The sequence below is a fragment of the Methylomicrobium lacus LW14 genome, assembly GCF_000527095.1.
In the GTDB taxonomy this organism is placed as follows: domain Bacteria; phylum Pseudomonadota; class Gammaproteobacteria; order Methylococcales; family Methylomonadaceae; genus Methylomicrobium; species Methylomicrobium lacus.
Window position 1 is genome coordinate 2,642,952 of sequence record NZ_AZUN01000001.1, and the last position, 21,248, is coordinate 2,664,199.

A 21,248-nucleotide genomic window follows, 5' to 3' on the forward strand; every position below is an offset into this window, starting at 1 on the left:
ACCGCATACTATAAGGGAATAGCGGTCGGCAGGCAAAAAAAAGGGGATCTTGCGATCCCCTTTTTCTAACCAGACCGAAGTGCTGATTAACGGTTGTAGATGTACATGGTGACTTCGAAACCGAAACGCAGGTCTGTGTAGCTTGGTGTTTCCCATTTCATAGTAGTAACCTCCAGAAGTTATTGTGTTTATGCCAGCTTGATCAAGTAAGCCAAGCCGAAGTATACGATGATCTCCCGCCTAACGCAACATTTTGCCCGCGCCGGCTTCGCTTCCCATTCTGCGTTGTTCGCGTGGCTAAATCGCCCCTTTTTCAAGTCATTGACAAGGCATGCGAAAAACATCGGCCTCGGCATTTGAAACGCCCGGCAAAGACCGCCGAATCCGTAACCGCACGCGCCTCGAACGCGCCCTTGCCACAGTTTTACTGATGTTTTTTGATAAGGAAAAGAGTATGATCAAATTTCACCTAAAAGCGAATATAACTATATAAATCATGAGGAGGCACTATGGGTGAAGTGACAGAACTGTTTGTGGTGATGTTGGTGATCGCCGCCGGGGCTTTTGCGCCGCTCGGCTATTTCATCTACAAATTTACACAGACCAATGCGAAACCTTTCGGCGAAACCGAACCGCACGGCGATAGCCCTTCGGTGATCAACGATCTCGCCGAAAAAGTCATCGGCATGATTAAAGGCATGGCCGGCGGCAAATAACAACGGCCGTCGTCGACGCCTATGTAATGCAGCTATGCATTTTTGCGAATCCAGCCCCCTGGTTTTAATAATCTGTCGGACTGGATTCGCTTCAGACAGATCGGAGAACCCTCAAATAAGGAACTGCTATTCTGGAGGCTGAATCGTTTACCCCTGGCTTAGAATAAGACATCTCTTTCGCAAAAATCGCAAAGCGACGCCAGGTCCATCGGTTTGGCGATGAAATAACCCTGCGCCACGTCACACCCCATGCTCTTGAGCGTATCCCAGTCCTGCTCCGTCTCGACGCCTTCGGCGACGCACTTGATGCGGAGCTTGTGCGCCATATCAATACTCGACTGGACAATGATCCGCAGCGGCTCGTTTTCGGCAAAGCCTTTCACGAACGCCTTATCGATCTTCAGTTCGCTGAAGGCAATGCGCGTAATCTGCTGCATGCTGGAGTAGCCGGTGCCGTAATCGTCTATCGATAATCCGAAGCCGTACATACGCAAACGCGCCAGATTTTCCAGGGCGCGCGCAACATCGGTCATGGCCGTGGTTTCGGTCACTTCCAGGATAATATGTCGAGGATCGATACCTGCATTGCGCATGACCTGCGTAATCCTGCTCGCCAGCGTCGTGTCGGTGAGCGAAGCCAGCGAAATATTGACCGACAGACTTAACGTCTGTCCGCGTTGAAGCAGCTGGCGGTAGGCGACAGCCGCTTTTTCCAGCATGATGAAGGTCAGATCATTAATTTTGCCACTTTGCTCCAGCAGACCGATAAAGGCATAAGGCGCGATCACGCCATAGTCCGGATGTATCCACCTTGCCAGCACTTCTGCCCCCGTGATGCGCCCCGTGGATAAATCCAATTTGGGCTGGAAAAACGGTTCGAATTGATCATGCTGCAAACCGTTCATGATCTCTTCGAAGGTAAAGCTCGAAGGAATAGTCGATGCCGCTGCCGGCTTGGGACGAGCCGATTCATGCTGCCCGATCAGCGCTTGCAGACGAGACCGCGTGATGGGTTTTTCAATCGCGCCCAGCAGCCTGATTCCGTAAGCAAGCGCCATTTTTTCGACCGAGGTGATCAGAGCGGAATCCAGCGCGCTGATGATGACCAGCGCGATATCGGCATGAGAACTGCCCAGGTGCCTGAAGTATTCCATGCCATCCATTTCCGGCATCTCCAGATCGCAGAGCACAATATCAATCGGTTGCAACTGTTCCGCTTGCAATATCGCCAGCGCCTGCTTGCCGTCGCCAGCTTGCTGCACCGACTTAGCGCCCAGAGAATGCAGCATCTCGGCCAGGGTTTGGCGTTGAAAATCATCATCCTCGACCACCAGGAAATGGAGATCATCCGCTTTCATCAATGCTTCCTCAAGCTTCTTTATTCCGCATCGCTCAGCATAGAGAGATAATTCTCAAATCGATTCACCGCATCGGCCAGTAACTGAAAGCCCAGGCATACGGCATCGTGATCGTTCTGCTTCGCGGCCTGCTCGATAGCTGCATAAGCGCTCGCGAGTTCGCGCGCCCCCACCATTCTGCTCGCACCCTTGATGCGATGCGCCGCGTATGCCGTCCCTGCCATATCGGCCTGCTCGAAACGAGCTTGCAACTGCTCAAGATCGTTGCGCTGATGGCTTTGAAACTTGCGCAGCAGGTCGATCTGCCCGGCCCTGTCCGGCACCGTTTCGGAAAGGTCGGAAAAATCAACCGGAGGATCGGCATTTTGTTGGGGAGGCTTACGATGCGTCTGCTTCTCGACCTCACCAAGCCCGGGAAGCCAACGCAGCAACATGGCCCGCAAGGTTTTCAGGTTGGTCGGTTTGACCATCACTTCATCCATGCCGGCAACGCGGCAGCGTTCGTTTTCCTCGCCAAGGGCGTTCGCCGTACAGGCAATAATCGGCAGGCGAGGACGCGCTTCCAATCGTTCATCCTTCCGGATGGCCCTGGCCAATTCATAGCCGTCCATATTGGGCATATGGCAATCGGTAATGATTGCTGCGATCGATCGGCTCCGCCACAACGCCAATGCTGACTCGCCGTCTTGTGCGGATTCGACGCGCAGACCGAGCAGTTCTATCTGACGTACCAGCAAGGCAAGATTGACCGGATGATCATCCACGGCAAGCACGATCGGAGCTGTGGCGACATCAGCCGCGAGGGGCTCGGTGGGCGAAATCTCGGTGCCTTGCACACATGACGGTATCGTCTTGATCTCGGTCAAAGGCAGGACCAGCGTAAGACTGAAGGTCGAGCCCCGTCCCGGGATACTTTCCAGATCGAGGTCGGCGCCCATGATTTCGGCAAGGCGTTTGCAGATCGCCAGGCCGAGTCCGGTGCCCCCGTACATGCGCGCGGTATTGTCGGTCGCTTGCGTATAGAGCTGGAACAGTCGCGATTTTTGGGCCTGATCGAGGCCGATGCCGGTGTCCTGGACCGAAAAACGTATTTTTTCAGCGCCCTCAAGCTGTTCGAGCACTTCGGCACGTATTTGTACCGAACCCTGATGGGTGAACTTGATCGCATTGCTGACCAGATTATTCAGAATCTGCGAGAGTCTGAGGGAATCGACAAGATGCGCCTTGCCGATCCTCTCATCGACATGCCGCTGCAAAATCAATTTCTTCGCGCTGGCAACATGCGCATAAGTATTCGCCACATCCTGGAGCAGATGCGCGATGGTGGTCGCCTGCACCGAAAGCCCAAGCATGCCGGCTTCGATCTTTGACCAGTCGAGAATGTCGCTGAGGATCCGCAGCAGACTATGGCCGGAATTGCGAGCCGATTGCAACGTTTTCTTTTGCTCGTTATCGAGAGGCGTGAGGGCGAGCAATTCCAGCATGCCCAGCAATCCGCTCAGCGGCGTGCGGATTTCATGACTCATGGTCGCCAGAAACGAATCTTTCGCGCGGTTGGCAAATTCGGCTTTTTCTTTCGCCTGTTGCAGCAGTTCTTCGGTGCGCTTGCGCTCGGTGATGTCGCGCACGATGCCGATAAACCGGCGGCTATCGTCCGAGCGCATTTCGCTGACCTTCAAATCGAGCGGGAAGACGCCACCCTCTTTGCGGCGTCCGTGGACTTCCCGCACCCGGCCTACGATACGTGCCTCTCCGGTGGCGAGATAATGCCTTAAATAGCCGTCGTGTTCGCTATGGTAGGGTTCAGGCATCAGCATTTTAATGTTCCTCCCGATGATTTCAGCACCGGCATAATCGAAGATGCGCTCAGCGGCGGGATTCACCGTCTCGACGATGCCATTTTCGCTGATGGTGATGATGCCGTCCGCGATATTATTGAGGATCGTGCGGATGTGCGTGGCGCTGTCCCGCAAGGCCTTCTGCGTGGCGTATTCTTCGGAGACGTCGCGGAATACCAATACCGTCCCGATCACCTGCCCCGCGCGGCTCCGAATCGGTGCGCTGCTGTCGGCGATCGGATGTTCGCTGCCGTCGCGGGCGATCAAAAGGGTGTGATTGGCCAGCCCCTGCATCGCCCCCTTCGCCAAGGTTTCGAGCACCGGAATGGCGGCCGGTTGCCGCGTGTCCTGGTTGAGAATTCGAAAAATTTCAGTGACCGGCCGACCTACGGCCTCCTTATCGGGCCAACCGGTAAGCTGTTCCGCACTCGGATTCAGACGCGTGACCCTCCCCTCGGCGTCCGTCGTCAGTACCGCATCGCCGATCGAATTCAACGTGACAGCAAGATTTTCCTCACTGTTGCGCAGCTTATCGTTCGCCCTGACCACCTCCTGTGCGCGCTGGTATATTTCAGCTTCCATCTTTTCCATGCGCTCTTGCAGTTCTTCGGTGATAACCCCCTGCTGCTTCAGCCGGATGAACTCGGTCACATCCTCGACCCGGTGGATGAGGTAGGCAAGCGAGCCGTCGGCATGAAAAACGGGTGAGTTCAGCGGACTCCAATAACGACCCTCGAAACCGCTTTCCGTTCCCGGCTTACGGATGTCATATTTTTGTATCGGCATCGCATGAGCTTTCCGGGTATTCCGCACCGTCATCAGGGAGGTTTGAAGATTGCGCACCCCGTCGGCGGCGGGATCGCTGGGATTGTCAGGAAAAACTTCGAAGATGTCGCAGCCGATAATGTCTTCCCGGCGAGTCATGGTGGCGCGCGCGTAGTCATCACTGACCGCGACGATATGAAAATCGCAATCCAGCACCAGGTACAATCCCGGCACGGATTCGAACAAGACCTGAAAATCGGGCTTCCGTACCGGCTTGGCGCTCGGCTTAACCGATGAGAAAAGAGGACCGCCTCCTCTGATCATGAGTTAGCCTCCTAAAAGTCGAGCGCTTGCGAAGAGCTCAAGCCAATGTATTTTACGGCCATATTCGACCCCCGGCGAGCGTCCGCCAACATCACTCGAAAGCACAAGAAAAAATGGAAACCTTTTGTCGAGACAAAGCGAACGCATGTGACTATCGGCTATTTCAGCCGTCATCAATAAGCGCTTAACGAAAAGTTCTCGGGTATTTCCCATAGGGATTGTCGAACCCACACCAAACGCAGCATGATGACAATACCTATTCAATTGTTTATTAATGATTCGCGTAAAATCATATCAAACCAATCTTATTGATTTATTACCTAACAGACAAAATACTGTAAATTAAACATATACTCTCCTGACCCGGCCACTGCAATGCCGTTTCGACAACGCTATTTTGAGTTTTCACGCCTTGTCTTGCCGCCAGTGACTTCGCCCCCACTTTCCCGTTCCGGCGCAGTGTATATTCTGCATGCCATTTTTTGCTTATCGCATTTTTCCGACGTGCCATTATGTTAAAAATGCTATCGGATACGCTTTGTTTTCTACGGGATTCACCCAGCATCGACACCGTACGTGTAATAATTTAACTTGCTAGGTAAGCCACGCATCGTTGCATCCCTCCGGCTTAATCTTATTCAGATCGGTGAAAATATCTATCCAAGATGCTTTTCGCTGCATACCGGACACTTCGGGTTTTTTCTCAATTTCATCGTATTGAACTCCATCGTCAATCCGTCCAATAGCAATAACCTGCCGGTCAACGTTGCGCCGATGCCGACGATCAGCTTGATCGCCTCCATCGCCTGAATCGCGCCGATGATGCCGGTCACCGGCGCCACGACGCCATTCGTGGCGCAATTCAGCGGCTCCTCGCCGTCCATCCGATACAGGCAGTTGTAACAAGGGCTGTCTCCCCTGCCCGGCGTAAACACCGCGACCTGGCCTTCGAAGCGGATCGCCGCGCCTGAGACCAACGGCGTTTCGTGTTCGACGCAGGCCCGATTGATCGCAAAGCGGGTCGTGAAATTGTCGCTGCAGTCGAGCACCAGATCGGCGGCTTCGACTTCCTGGGCAAGCTCCGCGCCGCCGAGCCGTTGCTTGACCGCCCTGACATTCACGTCAGGATTCAGCCGATTCAGAGTCTGCCGGGTTGAAATGACTTTCGGAGTCCCTATATCGTCGGTGTAGTGAGCGATCTGTCGCTGCAAATTGGATAAATCGACATCGTCATCATCGAAAATGGTGATATTGCCGGTGCCTGCCGCGGCGAGATAAATCGATGCGGGCGACCCGAGCCCCCCGGCGCCGATGATCAGCACCTTCGCGGCAAGCAGTTTCTGCTGACCTTCGACATCGATCTGCGGCAGCATGATTTGCCGGCTGTAGCGTAAGAGTTGGTTGTCGTTCATGAGTCGTAGGGATTGTAAGGCAGCGGGAATGATGCCAAAGAACTTGACAGACTGCAAAACCTGTTTATTATTAGCACTCATTGAACGCGAGTGCTAATAACCTTTTACCTTTAATTTTTTAGGAGAGATTGATGAAAATACGTCCGTTACACGACAGAGTGATAGTCAAACGCGTCGAGGAAGAAACCACAACCGCAGGCGGCATCGTGCTGCCCGGCTCAGCGGCCGAAAAGCCTAGCCAAGGCGTGATCCTTGCGGTCGGCACCGGCAAACATCTGGACAATGGCGACATTCGCCCCTTGGAAGTCAAGGTCGGCGACAAGGTACTGTTCGGCAAATACTCCGGCAACGAAGTCAAGATTGACGGCGAAGAACTTATCGTGATGCGCGAAGACGACATTATGGGCGTATTGGGTTAAACCACCCCGTAACCTCATCACAATCAATTAACACATCAGTCAGGAATTAAAATGGCAGCAAAAGACGTATATTTTGGTGATGACGCACGTAGCCGCATGGCGAAAGGCGTCAATATTTTGGCAAACGCAGTAAAAGTCACTTTGGGCCCTAAAGGCCGCAACGCAATCCTGGACAAGAGCTTTGGCGCGCCGACCATCACCAAAGACGGCGTATCGGTTGCGAAAGAAATCGAATTGAAGGACAAATTCGAAAACATGGGCGCGCAAATGGTCAAGGAAGTCGCGTCGCATACCTCCGACGTGGCCGGCGACGGCACCACCACCGCGACCGTTCTGGCGCAATCGATCGTCAATGAAGGCTTGAAAGCGGTTGCAGCGGGCATGAACCCGATGGACCTGAAACGCGGCATTGACCTCGCGGTCACCAAAGCGGTCGAAGCGATCGTCGCTTCCGCGACCCCATGCACCGACAACAAGGCGATTGCGCAAGTCGGCACCATTTCCGCTAACTCCGACGAGTCTGTCGGCAACATCATCGCCGAAGCGATGGAAAAAGTCGGCAAGGAAGGCGTAATCACCGTTGAAGAAGGCTCGGGCCTGGACAATCAACTGGACGTCGTCGAAGGCATGCAGTTCGACCGCGGTTATCTGTCTCCGTACTTCATCAACAAGCAAGACAGCATGAGCGTCGAACTGGACGATCCGCTGATTCTGATCTACGAAAAGAAAGTCTCCAATATCCGCGAAATGCTGCCGGTTCTGGAAGCGGTCGCAAAATCCGGCCGTCCGTTGCTGATCATTGCCGAAGACGTTGAAGGCGAAGCCTTGGCGACTCTGGTCGTCAACACGATCCGCGGCATCGTCAAAGTCGCTGCGGTTAAAGCCCCAGGCTTCGGCGACCGCCGTAAAGCGATGCTCGAAGACATCGCGGTATTGACCGGCGGCACCGTGATTTCTGAAGAAATCGGCCTGTCTCTGGAAAAAGCCGAGCTGTCACAACTGGGCACCGCGAAGAAAGTCCTGGTGACCAAAGAAAACACCACGATCATCGACGGCGCCGGCTCCGAAGACAAGATCAAAGGCCGCGTCGCACAAATCCGCGCGCAAGCCGACGAAGCCACTTCCGATTATGACAAGGAAAAACTGCAAGAGCGTCTGGCGAAACTGGCCGGCGGCGTTGCGGTAATCAAAGTCGGCGCGGCAACCGAAATCGAAATGAAGGAAAAGAAAGCCCGCGTCGAAGACGCGCTGCATTCAACCCGCGCTGCGGTTGAAGAAGGCGTCGTCGCCGGCGGCGGCACCGCGCTGGTGCGCGCGCTTTCCGCACTGGAAAAGCTGGAAGGCGCGAACCACGACCAAACCGTTGGCGTGAACATTCTGCGCCGCGCGATCGAAGAGCCGCTGCGCCAAATCGTCGCGAACGCCGGCGACGAACCATCTGTCGTCTTCAATGAAGTCAAAAAGGGCACAGGCAGCTACGGTTACAACGCGGCGACCGGCCAATACGGCGATATGATCGAAATGGGTATTCTGGACCCTGCGAAAGTGACCCGCACCGCGTTGCAAAACGCGGCTTCCGTGGCCAGCCTGATGCTGACCACCGAAGTGATGATCGCCGATGCGCCTGCCGACAACAAAGCCGGCGGCATGCCGGACATGGGCGGCATGGGCGGCATGGGTGGAATGGGCGGTATGGGCGGCATGATGTAATCGCCCCGCCTTTAAAGCGCCTAAGCGCTTTAAGCTCGAAGCCCCGGCTGGACGCAGTTCAGCCGGGGCTTTTTTGTTTTTACTCTTACGCTGAACAAGATATATTATTCCTGTCGACAGAGCTTAAGAGCTTGGCATGGTACCCCCCATACCTCTTCCAGGCTTCAAGTTTACCCAGGATCATCCGGCCGGAGATATTTGAACTACACTTAAGAGTCCCATATCCGAATGAACTCGCCGCTTATTATCCGCACGGTTCATCTTCTAGCAGGTCAACTTCATGACGTTATCCAAGCAGCTATCAATTCTGATTTCAGTGCTTTTCCTCGCGATATTCAGCGTCAATTATGTCATCAGCATCAACAATATCAGAAGTTATCTTCAGATCGAATCACAAGTGCATGCGCAGGACACAGCCACATCGTTAGGCTTGTCATTGAGCCCCTACATTCTGAAGGAATCCGATCCGATCCTGAAAACGATGATCAGCGCGGTCTTTGACATGGGCTATTACAAGGAAATCAAACTGGACAATGCCGATGACAAGACGCTGGTCAAATTGACAAATACCAAGGTTTTTGAAGAAGTGCCAAGCTGGTTCATCAAGCTGCTGCCGATGGAAACCGTGACGGCGGAAAGCGAAATCAACTCGGGCTGGACATTCGGCGGCACCTTATTTGTGACGGTCAACCCTGGCTACGCCTATCTAAAACTCTACCAGCAGGCGAAAAATGCATTTTATTTTTCTCTGCTGGCATTTTCAGTATGGATCTGCGTATTGTTTTTCGTCCTGCGCCTGACGCTCAGGCCGCTCAAAAAGATTAATGAACTCGCCTTGGCGATCGCCGATGGCCACTTCGACAAGATCGCGCATTTGCCTTGGACGACCGAGGTTAAAAATGTCGCACACTCGATGAACGTCATGTCGCGCAAATTGAGCGGCGTGATGACGAATCTGAACGACAAACTCTCTGCTCTCGGCCAAAAGCTCCAGCTCGACGGACTCACCGGACTCTATAACAAAAACTCCTTCGACTCGGATTTAAAACAGCTTTATCTGGAACCCACGGACGGCTACCTTTTTCTGATCAAAACCGACTGTTTGGCCAACCTGGTCAAAGAGCGCGGCAGCGAGGCAATCGATGCTTTTTTACAAGCTTGCGCCGCGCAATTGAAGCAGACCGCACAAAATTTTTCCAGCGAAGCGACCGCCTATCATTTTTATGGCGCGGAATTTGCCGTCCTGGCCCGCAATATTCAGCCGTCGCAAGCGCGAAAACTGGCAAAATCCTTGAGCATGACCCTCTCCGAACTAGGACACGTCCATCACAAAGACGATATCGGCCATATTGGCGTGGTTGCAATCGACCCTTTGGGCTCACCCGAAGATATGCTGGCCGCGGCGCACGAAGCTTACGAACAGGCCGTGATCATCGGCCCCAACAGCTATTACATCAGAACCGGAGACGATCGCGCCAAAGACATAGCGGAATGGAAATCTCTGGTATTCGATGTGGTTGATCGAAATTCCTACACCATTCAATTCATCAGCCCGATTCAAAACTTGGCTGATCAACGCATTTTAATGGATGAGGCTTTTATCCAGGTCTTCGACAAACATGGCACGTCACTGCCTGTCGGCTTATTTGTCTCGATAGCCGAAAAATACGAAAAAATTGTCGCATTGGATCGCGGTGTGATCGAAAAAGTGATTGCCCATCTGGAAAGCGCTTCTCCCTCGCTGAATATCGCGGTCAACCTGTCTAGCCGAACGATTAAAAACGGCGACTTTCGCGCATGGTTAACCCAGCAACTCAAACAATACGCCGCGATCGCGCCGCAATTGATCACCAGCTTTTCCGCCTATGCGGTCGCTAAAGATTTCGACACCTATCACGAATTTATTGTATTTCTCCGCACTTTTGGTGTTCGTGTCGCGCTGAAACGTTTCGACGCCCAATCGATGCCGCTGGACAAACTAAAAACCCTAAAACCCGACTTTGTCCGTTTAAGCCGGGAATTGAGCAATAATTTGCACGGCGATTCGGAAAAAATCTCCTTTCTGCAAACCGTTAAAGAAATCGGCGACCTGCTGGACATTTCGATTCTTGCCGAAAACGTTCTTGCAGATACCGATTTTGATATTGTCAAGAATATAGGGCTCACCGGGGCGAGTCGTTGACGCCGCGAAGTTCTCAAACAGTTTAATGTATGCCGCGCTCTCACCGCCCAATTTTTGCCCAAGCCATCATCTTTTATATTTGCCTGATGATGGCCGGCAGTGCTTTGGGCTGGATTGAGTTAACTGCCGAAATACTGACTCAGGCGAAGCATAAACACGGCGAGCAAGCGCAACACCGGCTCATCCGCTGGCAAAATTTACTGACCTCCGCGAAAAACCTTCCCGAAAAAGACAAACTGAAACAGGTAAATGATTTTTTTAATCTCAATGCGCTTTTCATTGACGATATAATACAGTGGAAGACAGAAGGCTACTGGGCCACGCCATTGGAATTGCTGGCGACCGGTGCCGGCGATTGCGAGGACTTTGCGATCGCCAAATATTTCACCTTACTGGAACTTGGCGTAGACGAAAGCAAAATGCGTATTACTTATGTCAAGTCACTGCGACGCAATCAGCCCCATATGGTATTAACTTTTTTTGCCTCACTCAAATCGGTTTCGGAAGTGCTCGACAATTTGATCACTGAGATCAAGCCTGCCACGCAACGCTCCGACCTGTTGCCGGTTTACAGCTTTAACGGTACCGGTTTATGGACAGCTAAAGCGAGAACTGCCGGCAACCGTGTGGGCGATTCAAACCGCTTGAAATTGTGGAGTGAACTCCAAGATAGAATGCTGAAAAATCCATTGTAGCCTGATGGAATCGTTTACATATCAGATCAAACGCACGCCGCGAGCCTCTAAAACGCGCATCGTTGTGACGCTCGAAAAAATTGAAGTCATCGCACCGTTTCATATTTCTGACGACAGGCTGCATCAATTTGTTAAGGAGCAGTGGAGCTGGATTACCGATGCGGTTCGAAAACTTAAATCCCGTGCCGCGCAACATCAAAGTCTAGCACCCAAAGCTTATCATGATGGCGCATCCATCCCTTACCAGGGAAAAACTTATCCCTTGTCTTTGGCACCGACCGACTTAAAAAAAATCAAAATTGAACATGCGTTGACCTTTACCGCGCATATTCCGCATGCACAATGGGACACAATCGGCAGCGAAGAGATCAGAGCCGCGATTATCCGCTGGATGAAGATCAATGTAAAAATGACCGTGGAGCAGCTGGTTTGTCGGCATGGCCCCAAGCACCAATTATTTCCCAAATCGATTGTTATCAAATCGCAAAAATCGCGCTGGGGCAGTTGCGGCATTCATAATGACATCGCAATCAACTGGCTTCTCGCCCTGGCCCCGCTTGAAATTTTGGAATATGTCGTGGTGCACGAACTTTGCCATATCCAGGAAAAAAATCATTCAAAACAATTCTGGGCACTCGTCGCGCAACACCTTCCCACTTACCGAAGCGCCAGGCTATGGCTGAAACAGCACGGCAGAACGCTCATGCTAGGCATTTAGACGCGCTGTCTTTTCTCTATCTCCTGTAATTACTCCTGACAATGCCTTAATTTCATCGCGATTATTTTTTACTTACTGCCCATCTATATATAAGTGGACTTCTTCCACTCCCCTGTATATCATTGGCTAAAACGGTCAGAATGAGGAACCTCATATGTCCAGATTAGCTTCTTTGATGTTTTTACTAGCGCTTGGCTGTGCAACTGCTCAGGCTTACAGCGATCTTGATGATATTCAACAAAAATTACTCACCAAGGCCAGTAAACTCGAGCGCGTCAACCCGTGGGAGGCCGCTGCGCTTTACTGCAAAAGCGCCAGAAACGGCTCGCTCGAGGCGCATTATCGGCTTGGGATGTTATTTGCGTTCGGCCAAGGCGTCCCCGAAGACAGAGAAATTGCCGCCTCCTTGTTTGCTGCCGCAGCGCAACAGGGCCACCAGGAAGCCGGCAATATGCTGGATACCATCCTTTACAGCTCCGATAAACTGCCGAACTGCATCCTTTCCGACGTCTTGCCGCCTCGCGGCCATTACCGTGCTCGCTGGGCCAATGACGCCTCATTGGATGCTGTGCTTGCCGCATTGTCAAAAGATCGTCACTGGCTGATCAACATGATCAGGCAGATTGCCTCCTAGCATCAGGTTGATCCTAAACTGGCTTTATCCATCGTTAGCGTCGAATCCGCTTTCTAAGTACACGCCAAATCGAAGGCAAACGCGATGGGCTTGATGCAATTAATTCCGGCAACTGCGGCTCGGTTTAATGTACAGGATGCCTTTGATGCCAGCCAAAATGTAAAAGGCGGCGTGCGCTACTTACGCTGGCTTTTGGATCGGTACCATGGAGATATTGAATTGGTTGCGGCGGCTTACAATGCCGGCGAAGGTGCCGTTGACAAATACAAAGGCATACCGCCTTATCAGGAAACTCAAGATTATGTCACTAAAGTGCTTCGCCGCTATCAATCCCACAAACACAATTTTCATCCTGAAAAGTCTTAAGAAGACTTAGACGTTAGCGAGTCGTTTTTAGATGCCTTTTAGGCATGGCCTCTCACTGCCTTATCGATTCCGATTGCTCACGAAGTGCATATCCTTTTTAGCCGACTGCTTGTAATTATCGCGCCGGCTTAGACGCCAGTTTCTCACTCCTGCTTCAACGCCCCCCTGCTTCTTCGATGCGCCGTGATCCCCGTTTATGGGTTGCCACAGCACTAACCCTCTGAACACTAGCGGGATATTTTCATTCCGCTAAAATCACCTTGCCCCTCTTCCGGACAATGGCATTTGTCTATGTCTTCCGCCCTATCCATGACGGCCTTGAACACCTGCAAAGGCAAGTTAATAACTGAGGCCGTACGATTAATATCCACGAAAAACCCGAAAGGCACGAAAAAATGGATGTGTTTTTCGTGGATAATGCGTAACATCAGATAATAACTTTGTCTCTGCTCTGCCAAGCCGAAAGACCCAATCAGCAATGCTCGTTTTAGATGCTTCCGCCATCTGCACGATCCCAACATTATGCGATCGTCATTGCATCGAGGTCATCCTCACTGCACGCAAAAACTAAGGCATTGACCTGTGCTGCCGGCATTAAGCTCTCTGTGTCTGACCGCTTTTTCCTGTCATTCCATGTGATCAGCTTGATATTCATAGAACACCCGCCTTGACCTTGGTCAAAAATGATACAGGGAGCGGGCTTTGCTTTTTATCCGAGCCGGGGAGACTGAAAGGCGTTTATGCTTTATCGAGTCCCCTACGCTCGCCATATTTTTCCCATAAAAAAACCCCCGCTATTCAATGAATAACGGGGGTTTAAATGATTAACTTCTTATTATTGTTATTAGACCAGCAATCTTCTTAGATGAAGGTTGGGATCAGAGGACCGTCGATTTGGACCAGTTGTTTGTTTCCATTTTCGTCGTGGAAGAACAACAGACCAGCGAAACGGCTATCTGGGTCATAGATCAAGTCAGCCAAACGATAAACTTCCCAAGCAGCATCAGATGCAGTAACTTGAACAGTTCTGGTTTGACCTGGAGCCAGTGGGCTGTTATCGCTAACAGTCAGACCTTCTGGAGCCAACAAGTCATCTGGGTATCCAGTGGTGTCTTCAGTTACGTTAGCATCCAAGAAACGAACGCCAGCGGTGTTGAATTCACCCAAACGGACAGCAGTATCGCCATTGTTGGTGATGGTCAGAGTCATGTTCATTGAACGGCCTGGTACACGGTAGGTAGCGTCGTCAATCTTAACGCTAACTGTTGGTGTAGGCAGATCAATTGGCTTCATACCGCGCAACAAACCAGCTTGCAGAGGAGTGGTGATTGGGTATTCAGCGTTAGTTGTGCTCATTGAGAACGCAACGATACCGATTACACCTGCACCGAAAGCCAAAGCAACTTTTTTGTCAACCGGAGTGATCAGAGTGTCAGCTTTGCCAGCGTCAACAGCGATCAAACGTGGAATGAACATTGGTTTGCGCATCCAGTAAACCATCCAAGCTACGCCGATTGCATACCAGAAAGCATGCCAGAAGTAAGTGTTGCCCAGGTTATAGGTTTCCAGATCAATGGTTTGACCGGTCAGAGTAGTGATTGGGTCGGTGAAGTCCTTCATAGAACCTTCAATCGTTACCCATTTACCAGGACCGATGATTGGACCACCGCCTTCAACGTTCATCATAGTGTGAACGTGCCAGTCACCTGGACGGCGTGCTTTCAACAGAACTTTAAACTCATAGGTTTCGCCCAGTTCCAAAGAAACCGAACGTGGAACCAATTGACCACCGATCCAAGATCCAGCACGAATAAATACTGGGCCTGGAATACCAATGTTCAAGAACGCGCTTTCTGGCTTGTCAACAGTTTCCGGCCATCCTGAGAATACCAGGAACTTACCAGAGATTGTCATTGTGTCGTTAACTTTAACAACTTCTTTTGACCAGTTCAGATCATACCAGTGAATGGTACGCATACGCATGAAAGCCGCTTGAGACTTTTCACCGTGTGCAGACGCAGCTGGTGTGTAGAACATCGCTGCTGCAACTGTCAGCAACAGTGCGACAAAGGACAATTTTGCTACCTTGTCTTTTATTAACTTCATATATCCTCCTCTATAATAGAGAATCTATTTATTCTTAAGTATCCAGCAGATAATATTTTCATTTTACCTACTAGCCATTTATTTATTGTGTTACTAACGCAGTGGTGATCAAAAAAGATCAGCTGCTTTGAGTAAATGCGGTGCTACCGAACCATTTACCGAAGAAGTGCCACAAGAAGTAGATGATGATACTTACGAAACCAGAGAAGAACGCTGATACTGGAGCAACGTCTTTACCGAAGGTTCTCAAAGTACCTTTTTCAACCATTCTGATGTACTCTGGAGTACCAGTTCTTACATAGTGGTAACCTTGCAAGTCAGCCAGGGTCATTACCATGCCGTTGTATTCAACAGGCACGTGCAATGGAGCGATAACAGGCCAGTTGCCAGGATAGAACAACAAACCGTATGCCAAACCACCGACAACAGCAGTCAACTGAACGCTGTTAGACAACATCAGGATTACGTCCAGAACGATTGCGCCTGGAACGAATTGTGATGGGAATACAAAGTTAACTGGGAAGTAAGTCCATCCCCAGAAGTTGAAATATCTGTTAACCCATTCGCCGAACAGCAGGCCCAAAACAGCCAGAACTGCGCCGAATGGCAGACGATAGCGATACCAAAGAACAGCTTGAACAGCGGCTGGGAAAGTAATACCAACGATTGGCAATACGGTTACCCACAGACGACGGTCTTTCCAGTCAGTCCAGAAGTCCCAGTCACCACCAGTCAACATGAAGTGAACGTGGTAGCCACCAAGAATAATGAAGAACAAAGTGAAACAAATTAGCCAATCGAACGTGCGAGAAACTTTGACAGCTTCGGCACGTGAACGTACAGCTGATTGAGATGCGCTCATTAGCTTACCTCCTAAAGGATTTAAAATTATTTTTATTTACTATCTATCTATGCTGTTTCGTCCATTCGGAATGAAACGAACGAAACAGCTAGGAGATAGTTATTTACAGGCTATGGCTACAGAATTAAGCCAAGTCTTTCTTCAGCAATTTCGCAATTGCTTGGCATTCGATGTTCAGAACACCCAGTGCGCCCAGAGCTGCCCATCCGAAGAATACGAAGCCATAGTGCAGAGGAGCAACGAACAACTCTTCCATAAACCAGAAGGTGTGACCCCATTCGTTCAAACCAACGTTTGGCAGAATCATGAAAGGACCAACAACAGACACCAAATACTGCAAAGACAAACCTTGTTGGTAAGTAGGCAGTCTGGTTTTTGCATACAACAAAGATGCGCCACCAGTGATGATGTAGATTGGGTAGCTCAAATAGAATTCGATGATGTGACTTGGAGTGAAGTCGGTATCACGAACGATAGTTTGATGCCATGTACCATCTTGTTCGGTGAAGTAGCTAGCGCCGAAGTAAATTGCAGTCGCGTAGCAGCACAGCCAGATCCAGTGAGTGAAGTGTCTTCTCAGTTCTTCTCTTGGAGTGATTGACATCACTTTACGGTCACGAGATTTCCAGATGTAGCCCCACAGGATACCTGCAGTTGATACTTCCAAAACGAACTCGATATACAGGAAGTTCATCCAGTATGTTTCGAACTCGGGTGCGAAAGAGTCAAGACCAGCGGACCAGCCGAAAACGCCTTCGTACCAACGAACCCAAGCATAAAATACCAAGTAAATGGAAATGCCCAGGAACAGATTTCTTTTATTTAACAGCGGTGCTTCCGCAGCATCAGCTTTCACTGATTCAGTTGTAGCTGCCATTTCTACCTCCTAAAAATTTAACAATCCCCAACCGTTAAGTCGGGAGTTTTTTTGTTCAACTCCTTTTCCGCATTCTCTGGCTTTTAACCAGGAATCCCACCTTGTCCAGTTTGGTGAGCGCTCAGTTTACCAGCTCAAGTCACCTTGTCAAGACAAAAAATACTTACGCTAAAAAAATCCGCCCCCCACTGCACGGCCGCGTATTTTCACATACATTTAATGCGTTGATTTCTGATACAATTGCTCGGATACGAACGCAACCATCGGCACTCTATATCCATGAAAAATTTTGTAAAAAAACATCCATTTATCCTACTCGTCATCGGTCTTGCCGTGTTGATTATGCTGCAAAGATCAGTCGTGATGCCCCTTGTGACTGAAGTGATCAAATCCGATGCTTTTTTGGTCGACAGCAAAGACCAAGGCAGCCAACTCCCCATTTCAACGGAATTGACAACTATCGCATTCACGCATTGCAATAACTATATCAAATCCGAACTCGACTCCGACACGGCTGTAACCTTTGCTGACAAGCCGATAAAAGCCTGGAGCATGGGCAACTATCAGTTTTTGATTAACGCCGACATTCAGATCGCTGACGAGTCCGGCAAGATGACCGCGCAAAAATATGTCTGCCGGATCACTTATGACAAGGGAGACGACCAGGAAGGCGTTCTCGATTTTGACAATTGGACGATGATCGGTCTTTCCGGCATCGAAGGGCTTTAACCCGCATCTCTCGCTCAGGCGTGTTGCGATCCTTGATGATCCTTTACACGCCTGACCCGTCCCGCTCTATTTTATAAGCCCGAACCAACGCCAAGAACGCCCAAAAATCGTATAAAGCGTGAATCAGTACCGGCGTCAGCAAATTCCGCGCGCCGCCATAATCCATCGCCGCGCTCAAATATAAGCCGATCAAAAACGCCAAAAGCGTGTACAACGGCGTGACCGCATGCGCGATCCCGAAGAGCAGATTGCAGCCGATCAAACCCGCCCTCGCTCCCCAGGCCGCTTCGATCCAGGGCTGAATCACGCCCCGGAACAGAATTTCTTCCGCCAAGCCGGCAATCGCCGCCAGCATGAACAAATCGGCCCAGTGCCGCCGATGCAGACTGGGCCCCAAGGTTTCCAGCAACAGTCGCCTGACTTTTTGAAACGAATCTACCTGCCGCCGCTCAACCCAATGAAAAAACAACACCATCGGCAGCGTACCCAGAAGACCGTACAGCAGCGCCGCTTCCGAGTAAAACAGCTTGGCGAACGGATCGATGCCGGCTACCCAACCGAGCACGATCGCGACAAGGATCAGCGATGCCTCGAAATAACAGGCTTTGCTAAAAAAATCGCGGACTTGAAGCGAGGCTTGATTCATTGGCGAATGCGATGAATAATGGCGAGGCAATTTTCTTTATCATTGACTGCAAACACGAACGACCGAGCATCGAACTTTACTATGCAATGTTTTATTTATAAAAGCCTGAAAAAACAAGACATTTATTTATATCTGAGGGATCAGGACGATTTTACCTGCCTGCCGGAAGCGCTACAGAATTCCCTCGGCAGGATGGAATTTGTTTTTAGCCTTGAAATCACGCCGGAGCGCAAACTCGCCAATGCCGATCCGGTGTCGGTGCTGAACAGCCTGAGCAAGCAGGGCTTTTTCCTGCAACTGCCGCCGGCGCTGTCCGCACCCGCCACCTTGCAGTAAATCCCGTAATCGTCAGGCGCGCGGCAAAGTCACGCCGACTTGTCCCTGGTATTTGCCGCCGCGATCTTTGTAGGAGGTTTCACACACTTCATCGCTGCCGAAAAACAGCATCTGCGCGACGCCTTCATTCGCATAGATTTTCGCCGGCAGGGTCGTCGTGTTCGAAAACTCCAGCGTCACATGGCCTTCCCATTCGGGCTCCAGCGGCGTCACGTTCACGATGATGCCGCAGCGCGCATAGGTCGATTTGCCTAGACACACGGTCAGCACGTCGCGCGGAATGCGGAAATACTCGACCGTCCGCGCCAGGGCAAACGAGTTCGGCGGAATGATGCAGACATCGGATTTGACATCGACGAAGCTGCTCGAATCGAAATCCTTCGGATCGACGATCGCGGAATTGATATTGGTGAAAATCTTGAATTCGTCCGAACAGCGCACATCGTAGCCATAGCTCGATGTCCCGAACGAAATTACCCTGCCCTTTTCGGAGTCTCTGACCTGGCCGCTTTCAAACGGCGAGATCATGCCGTATTCGGTCGCCATCCGGCGTATCCATTTGTCCGATTTAATGCTCATCGCAGCTTTAATACCTTAAAAAATCAACAAAAAGAGCATTGTAACAAACAACGGCGATGGCTTTTATAGATCGTTTGAAAAAACAATTTCGATCTGATCGAAATCCTGTACCTGCCGGTGTTCCGCCTCGGGATCGAGATTGCCTTCGCGGACCAGCCAAATCGTGTTGAATCCGGCCTGTTTCGCCGCATCCAGCTCTTCCTTGATGTCGGACAGAAACATCAGATTTTCGGGGGGAATCCGCAGCTCCTCCGCGATATGGCGATACGAATCGACTTCCCGCTTGCCTCCGATCCGGGTATCGAAATAGCCCGAAAACCACGGCGTCAAATCGCCGTATTCGGTATGCGAAAACAGCAGCTTCTGCGCATGCACCGAGCCCGACGAATAGATATACAGGTGCAGTCCGCAGGCATGCCAGGCTTTCAGGTTTCTTTCGGCATCTTTATAAACATGCCCGGTAAACGCGCCCTGCCGGTAGCCCTCGTCCCATATCAGGCCTTGCAGCGCCTTCAACGGCGTGACTTTTTTGTCCTGATCGATCCATTCGAGCAATTGCGCCAGCGTTTGCTCGGCATCGAGCGGTCGCCCGGCTTCCGCGGAAACATCGGCCAGCAAGCGCCGGACCTCGGGATCGTCCGCATGGTTTTGCACAAATCCCGCGATATGCGCGCGCGCATACGGAAACAGCACGTCCTTCACAAAAGACAAGGACGAGGTAGTGCCTTCAATATCGGTAACGATCGCCCTGATCATGACAAGGCGGCGACATATTGATCGTAAGTCGGAAACGACTGGGCAATGTCGCTGCCGGTAAACGAGGCGACCCAGCCTTCCGCCGTCGTAAACAGCCGAATGCACTTGAAACACGGGTTTTCGCCCATGTCGAACCAGTGCGTGGTGTTGGCCGGCACGCTGATCAGGTCGCCTTTTTCGCAAAGCACCGCATAGACCTTGCCGCCGACGTGCAGATAGAAAAGCCCCTTGCCGTCGACGAAGAACCTGACTTCGAAATCGCTATGTGTATGTTCCGCCAGAAATCTTTCCCGAAACGCCGCTTTCTGGGGATGATCCGGCTGCAAACTGACCACGTCGACCGACTGAAAACCGTACTGCCGCATCAGGCGATCGACCGAATCGCGATAAGCGGCGACCACCGACTCCTGATCGGCATCAAGGGCCAGCTCGCCATCGGCGGTCCAACGCTCAAACTGCACACCGATGCCGCTTAACTGCGCTTCAATCTCGGCAAATTCGGTAAATAACTCGCCTGCTTGAGGCTGGTTATCGGGATAAACGGTTAACGCGCTCATACTTTATTCACTCCATGCAAGCGTAATTCACAATCAAATAAGTAATCGAAGGCTTCGATATGCCGCAAGGTTTCGGCGACCGTCGCACCCCAGGTATAAAATCCATGCCCCGCAATCACGTAGCCATGACAATCGGCATGCCGCTCAAGGTAACGGTCGACTTCGGCGGCAAGACGAGGAATGTCCTGGTCGTTCGCAAAGATCGGCACGGCAATACGGCTTTCATGCGTGCCGATGCCTTTGAACGCTTTCAGCAACTCATAGTCTTCGAGCACGATTTCGGTTTTGAAAATTCGCGACACCAGCACCGCATGGATCGCATGCGGATGCAGCACGCAGCCGATCGACGGAAAATGTTTATATAAGGCAGTATGTAGCAGCGTCTCCGCCGACGGCTTTTTGCCGTCCAGCGCATTCGCCTCCGCATCGATCAGCATGATATCCTCGATTTGCAGCCGGCCTTTGTGCCTGCCGGAAACGGTGATCGCAATCGTGCCGTCCGGCAAGCGAATCGAAAAATTGCCGCTGGTCGCCGGCACCCAGCCCTTGCTGTCGATAAAACGCCCGGCTTCGCAAAGATCGGCGGCGGCGTTTAAAAATGCTTCGCTATATTTCATGAGTCCCTGATAAAAAAATGCCCATCGGCCTGTCTTGCAAGATTAT

Annotated in this window: 23 protein-coding genes and 1 pseudogene; 10 read left to right on the plus strand and 14 right to left on the minus strand. The window is 51.3% G+C overall.

The window, feature by feature from the left end; translation table 11 throughout:
• Positions 1–86: 86 nt before the first annotated feature.
• Positions 87–161, minus strand: a complete 75-nt coding sequence (gene pqqA / locus METLA_RS22020; RefSeq protein WP_006892363.1) for a pyrroloquinoline quinone precursor peptide PqqA — start codon at positions 159–161, stop codon at positions 87–89.
• Positions 162–509: 348 nt separating this feature from the next.
• Between pqqA and METLA_RS0112075 the strand changes: the two genes are divergently transcribed.
• Positions 510–716, plus strand: coding sequence for a hypothetical protein (locus METLA_RS0112075; protein ID WP_024298794.1), 207 nt, complete (start codon positions 510–512; stop codon positions 714–716).
• A 158-nt stretch (positions 717–874) separates the two neighbouring features.
• On the opposite strand, the gene METLA_RS0112080 is transcribed toward METLA_RS0112075, so the two are convergent.
• The 3 genes from METLA_RS0112080 to METLA_RS0112095 form a co-directional block, all read right to left on the minus strand.
• Positions 875–2,074 carry an EAL domain-containing response regulator gene (locus tag METLA_RS0112080; RefSeq protein ID WP_024298795.1) on the minus strand — a complete coding sequence of 400 codons (1,200 nt, stop codon included), beginning with the start codon at positions 2,072–2,074 and terminating at the stop codon, positions 875–877.
• A gap of 20 nt (positions 2,075–2,094) precedes the next feature.
• Positions 2,095–5,001 carry a PAS domain-containing hybrid sensor histidine kinase/response regulator gene (locus METLA_RS0112085; RefSeq protein WP_024298796.1) on the minus strand — a complete coding sequence of 969 codons (2,907 nt, stop codon included), beginning with the start codon at positions 4,999–5,001 and terminating at the stop codon, positions 2,095–2,097.
• Between the two features lie 656 nt (positions 5,002–5,657).
• Complete coding sequence (locus tag METLA_RS0112095; protein ID WP_024298797.1) at positions 5,658–6,413, minus strand: HesA/MoeB/ThiF family protein; 756 nt, start codon at positions 6,411–6,413, stop codon at positions 5,658–5,660.
• Positions 6,414–6,544: 131 nt separating this feature from the next.
• Between METLA_RS0112095 and groES the strand changes: the two genes are divergently transcribed.
• From groES to METLA_RS23235, 7 genes and pseudogenes are all read left to right on the plus strand, one after another.
• Positions 6,545–6,832, plus strand: coding sequence for a co-chaperone GroES (gene groES / locus METLA_RS0112100; protein ID WP_024298798.1), 288 nt, complete (start codon positions 6,545–6,547; stop codon positions 6,830–6,832).
• Between the two features lie 51 nt (positions 6,833–6,883).
• Positions 6,884–8,542: a chaperonin GroEL gene (gene groL, locus METLA_RS0112105; RefSeq protein WP_024298799.1), complete on the plus strand. Its 1,659-nt coding sequence runs from the start codon at positions 6,884–6,886 to the stop codon at positions 8,540–8,542.
• A gap of 280 nt (positions 8,543–8,822) precedes the next feature.
• On the plus strand, positions 8,823–10,724 hold the full coding sequence (locus METLA_RS0112110) for a bifunctional diguanylate cyclase/phosphodiesterase (RefSeq protein WP_024298800.1): 1,902 nt from the start codon (positions 8,823–8,825) through the stop codon (positions 10,722–10,724).
• 29 nt (positions 10,725–10,753) lie between these two features.
• Complete coding sequence (locus tag METLA_RS0112115) at positions 10,754–11,419, plus strand: transglutaminase-like cysteine peptidase (protein ID WP_024298801.1); 666 nt, start codon at positions 10,754–10,756, stop codon at positions 11,417–11,419.
• Between the two features lie 64 nt (positions 11,420–11,483).
• Positions 11,484–12,137 carry a M48 family metallopeptidase gene (locus METLA_RS0112120; RefSeq protein WP_342665873.1) on the plus strand — a complete coding sequence of 218 codons (654 nt, stop codon included), beginning with the start codon at positions 11,484–11,486 and terminating at the stop codon, positions 12,135–12,137.
• 154 nt (positions 12,138–12,291) lie between these two features.
• Positions 12,292–12,771 carry an SEL1-like repeat protein gene (locus METLA_RS23230; RefSeq protein WP_198408469.1) on the plus strand — a complete coding sequence of 160 codons (480 nt, stop codon included), beginning with the start codon at positions 12,292–12,294 and terminating at the stop codon, positions 12,769–12,771.
• A 72-nt stretch (positions 12,772–12,843) separates the two neighbouring features.
• Positions 12,844–13,137: pseudogene (locus tag METLA_RS23235) on the plus strand (lytic transglycosylase domain-containing protein); the annotation flags it as partial.
• A gap of 227 nt (positions 13,138–13,364) precedes the next feature.
• On the opposite strand, the gene METLA_RS0112130 reads toward METLA_RS23235, so the two are convergent.
• From METLA_RS0112130 to amoC, 5 genes are all read right to left on the minus strand, one after another.
• Positions 13,365–13,565: a hypothetical protein gene (locus METLA_RS0112130; RefSeq protein WP_152539429.1), complete on the minus strand. Its 201-nt coding sequence runs from the start codon at positions 13,563–13,565 to the stop codon at positions 13,365–13,367.
• Positions 13,566–13,657: 92 nt separating this feature from the next.
• Entirely contained in the window at positions 13,658–13,792 is a 135-nt protein-coding gene (locus METLA_RS23750) for a hypothetical protein (protein ID WP_281171951.1), read from the minus strand.
• Positions 13,793–13,998: 206 nt separating this feature from the next.
• A complete protein-coding gene (gene amoB / locus METLA_RS0112140) occupies positions 13,999–15,243 on the minus strand; it encodes a bacterial ammonia monooxygenase, subunit AmoB (RefSeq protein ID WP_024298804.1) in 1,245 nt (414 codons plus the stop codon).
• A 118-nt stretch (positions 15,244–15,361) separates the two neighbouring features.
• Positions 15,362–16,105 carry a bacterial ammonia monooxygenase, subunit AmoA gene (amoA, locus tag METLA_RS0112145; RefSeq protein WP_024298805.1) on the minus strand — a complete coding sequence of 248 codons (744 nt, stop codon included), beginning with the start codon at positions 16,103–16,105 and terminating at the stop codon, positions 15,362–15,364.
• A gap of 124 nt (positions 16,106–16,229) precedes the next feature.
• A complete protein-coding gene (gene amoC, locus METLA_RS0112150; protein WP_024298806.1) occupies positions 16,230–16,982 on the minus strand; it encodes a bacterial ammonia monooxygenase, subunit AmoC in 753 nt (250 codons plus the stop codon).
• 342 nt (positions 16,983–17,324) lie between these two features.
• Here amoC and METLA_RS0112155 point away from each other — a divergent pair, with 342 nt between their 5' ends.
• Complete coding sequence (locus tag METLA_RS0112155; protein ID WP_342665874.1) at positions 17,325–17,711, plus strand: hypothetical protein; 387 nt, start codon at positions 17,325–17,327, stop codon at positions 17,709–17,711.
• A gap of 43 nt (positions 17,712–17,754) precedes the next feature.
• Here the strand turns inward: METLA_RS0112155 and METLA_RS0112160 are convergent, their stop codons facing one another.
• A complete protein-coding gene (locus tag METLA_RS0112160) occupies positions 17,755–18,357 on the minus strand; it encodes a CPBP family intramembrane glutamic endopeptidase (RefSeq protein WP_024298808.1) in 603 nt (200 codons plus the stop codon).
• A gap of 81 nt (positions 18,358–18,438) precedes the next feature.
• Here METLA_RS0112160 and METLA_RS0112165 point away from each other — a divergent pair, with 81 nt between their 5' ends.
• A complete protein-coding gene (locus METLA_RS0112165; RefSeq protein WP_024298809.1) occupies positions 18,439–18,693 on the plus strand; it encodes a YcgL domain-containing protein in 255 nt (84 codons plus the stop codon).
• Positions 18,694–18,705: 12 nt separating this feature from the next.
• On the opposite strand, the gene dcd is transcribed toward METLA_RS0112165, so the two are convergent.
• The 4 genes from dcd to METLA_RS0112185 all read right to left on the minus strand — a co-directional run bounded on the left by dcd (position 18,706) and on the right by METLA_RS0112185 (position 21,202).
• Positions 18,706–19,272 carry a dCTP deaminase gene (dcd, locus tag METLA_RS0112170; protein WP_024298810.1) on the minus strand — a complete coding sequence of 189 codons (567 nt, stop codon included), beginning with the start codon at positions 19,270–19,272 and terminating at the stop codon, positions 18,706–18,708.
• Between the two features lie 63 nt (positions 19,273–19,335).
• On the minus strand, positions 19,336–20,028 hold the full coding sequence (mtnC, locus tag METLA_RS0112175; RefSeq protein ID WP_024298811.1) for an acireductone synthase: 693 nt from the start codon (positions 20,026–20,028) through the stop codon (positions 19,336–19,338).
• Positions 20,025–20,585, minus strand: a complete 561-nt coding sequence (locus METLA_RS0112180; RefSeq protein ID WP_024298812.1) for a 1,2-dihydroxy-3-keto-5-methylthiopentene dioxygenase — start codon at positions 20,583–20,585, stop codon at positions 20,025–20,027. The genes mtnC and METLA_RS0112180 overlap by 4 nt, the downstream gene beginning before the upstream one ends.
• Positions 20,582–21,202, minus strand: coding sequence for a methylthioribulose 1-phosphate dehydratase (locus METLA_RS0112185; protein WP_024298813.1), 621 nt, complete (start codon positions 21,200–21,202; stop codon positions 20,582–20,584). Before METLA_RS0112185 ends, METLA_RS0112180 begins: the two co-directional genes overlap by 4 nt.
• Positions 21,203–21,248: the final 46 nt, after the last annotated feature.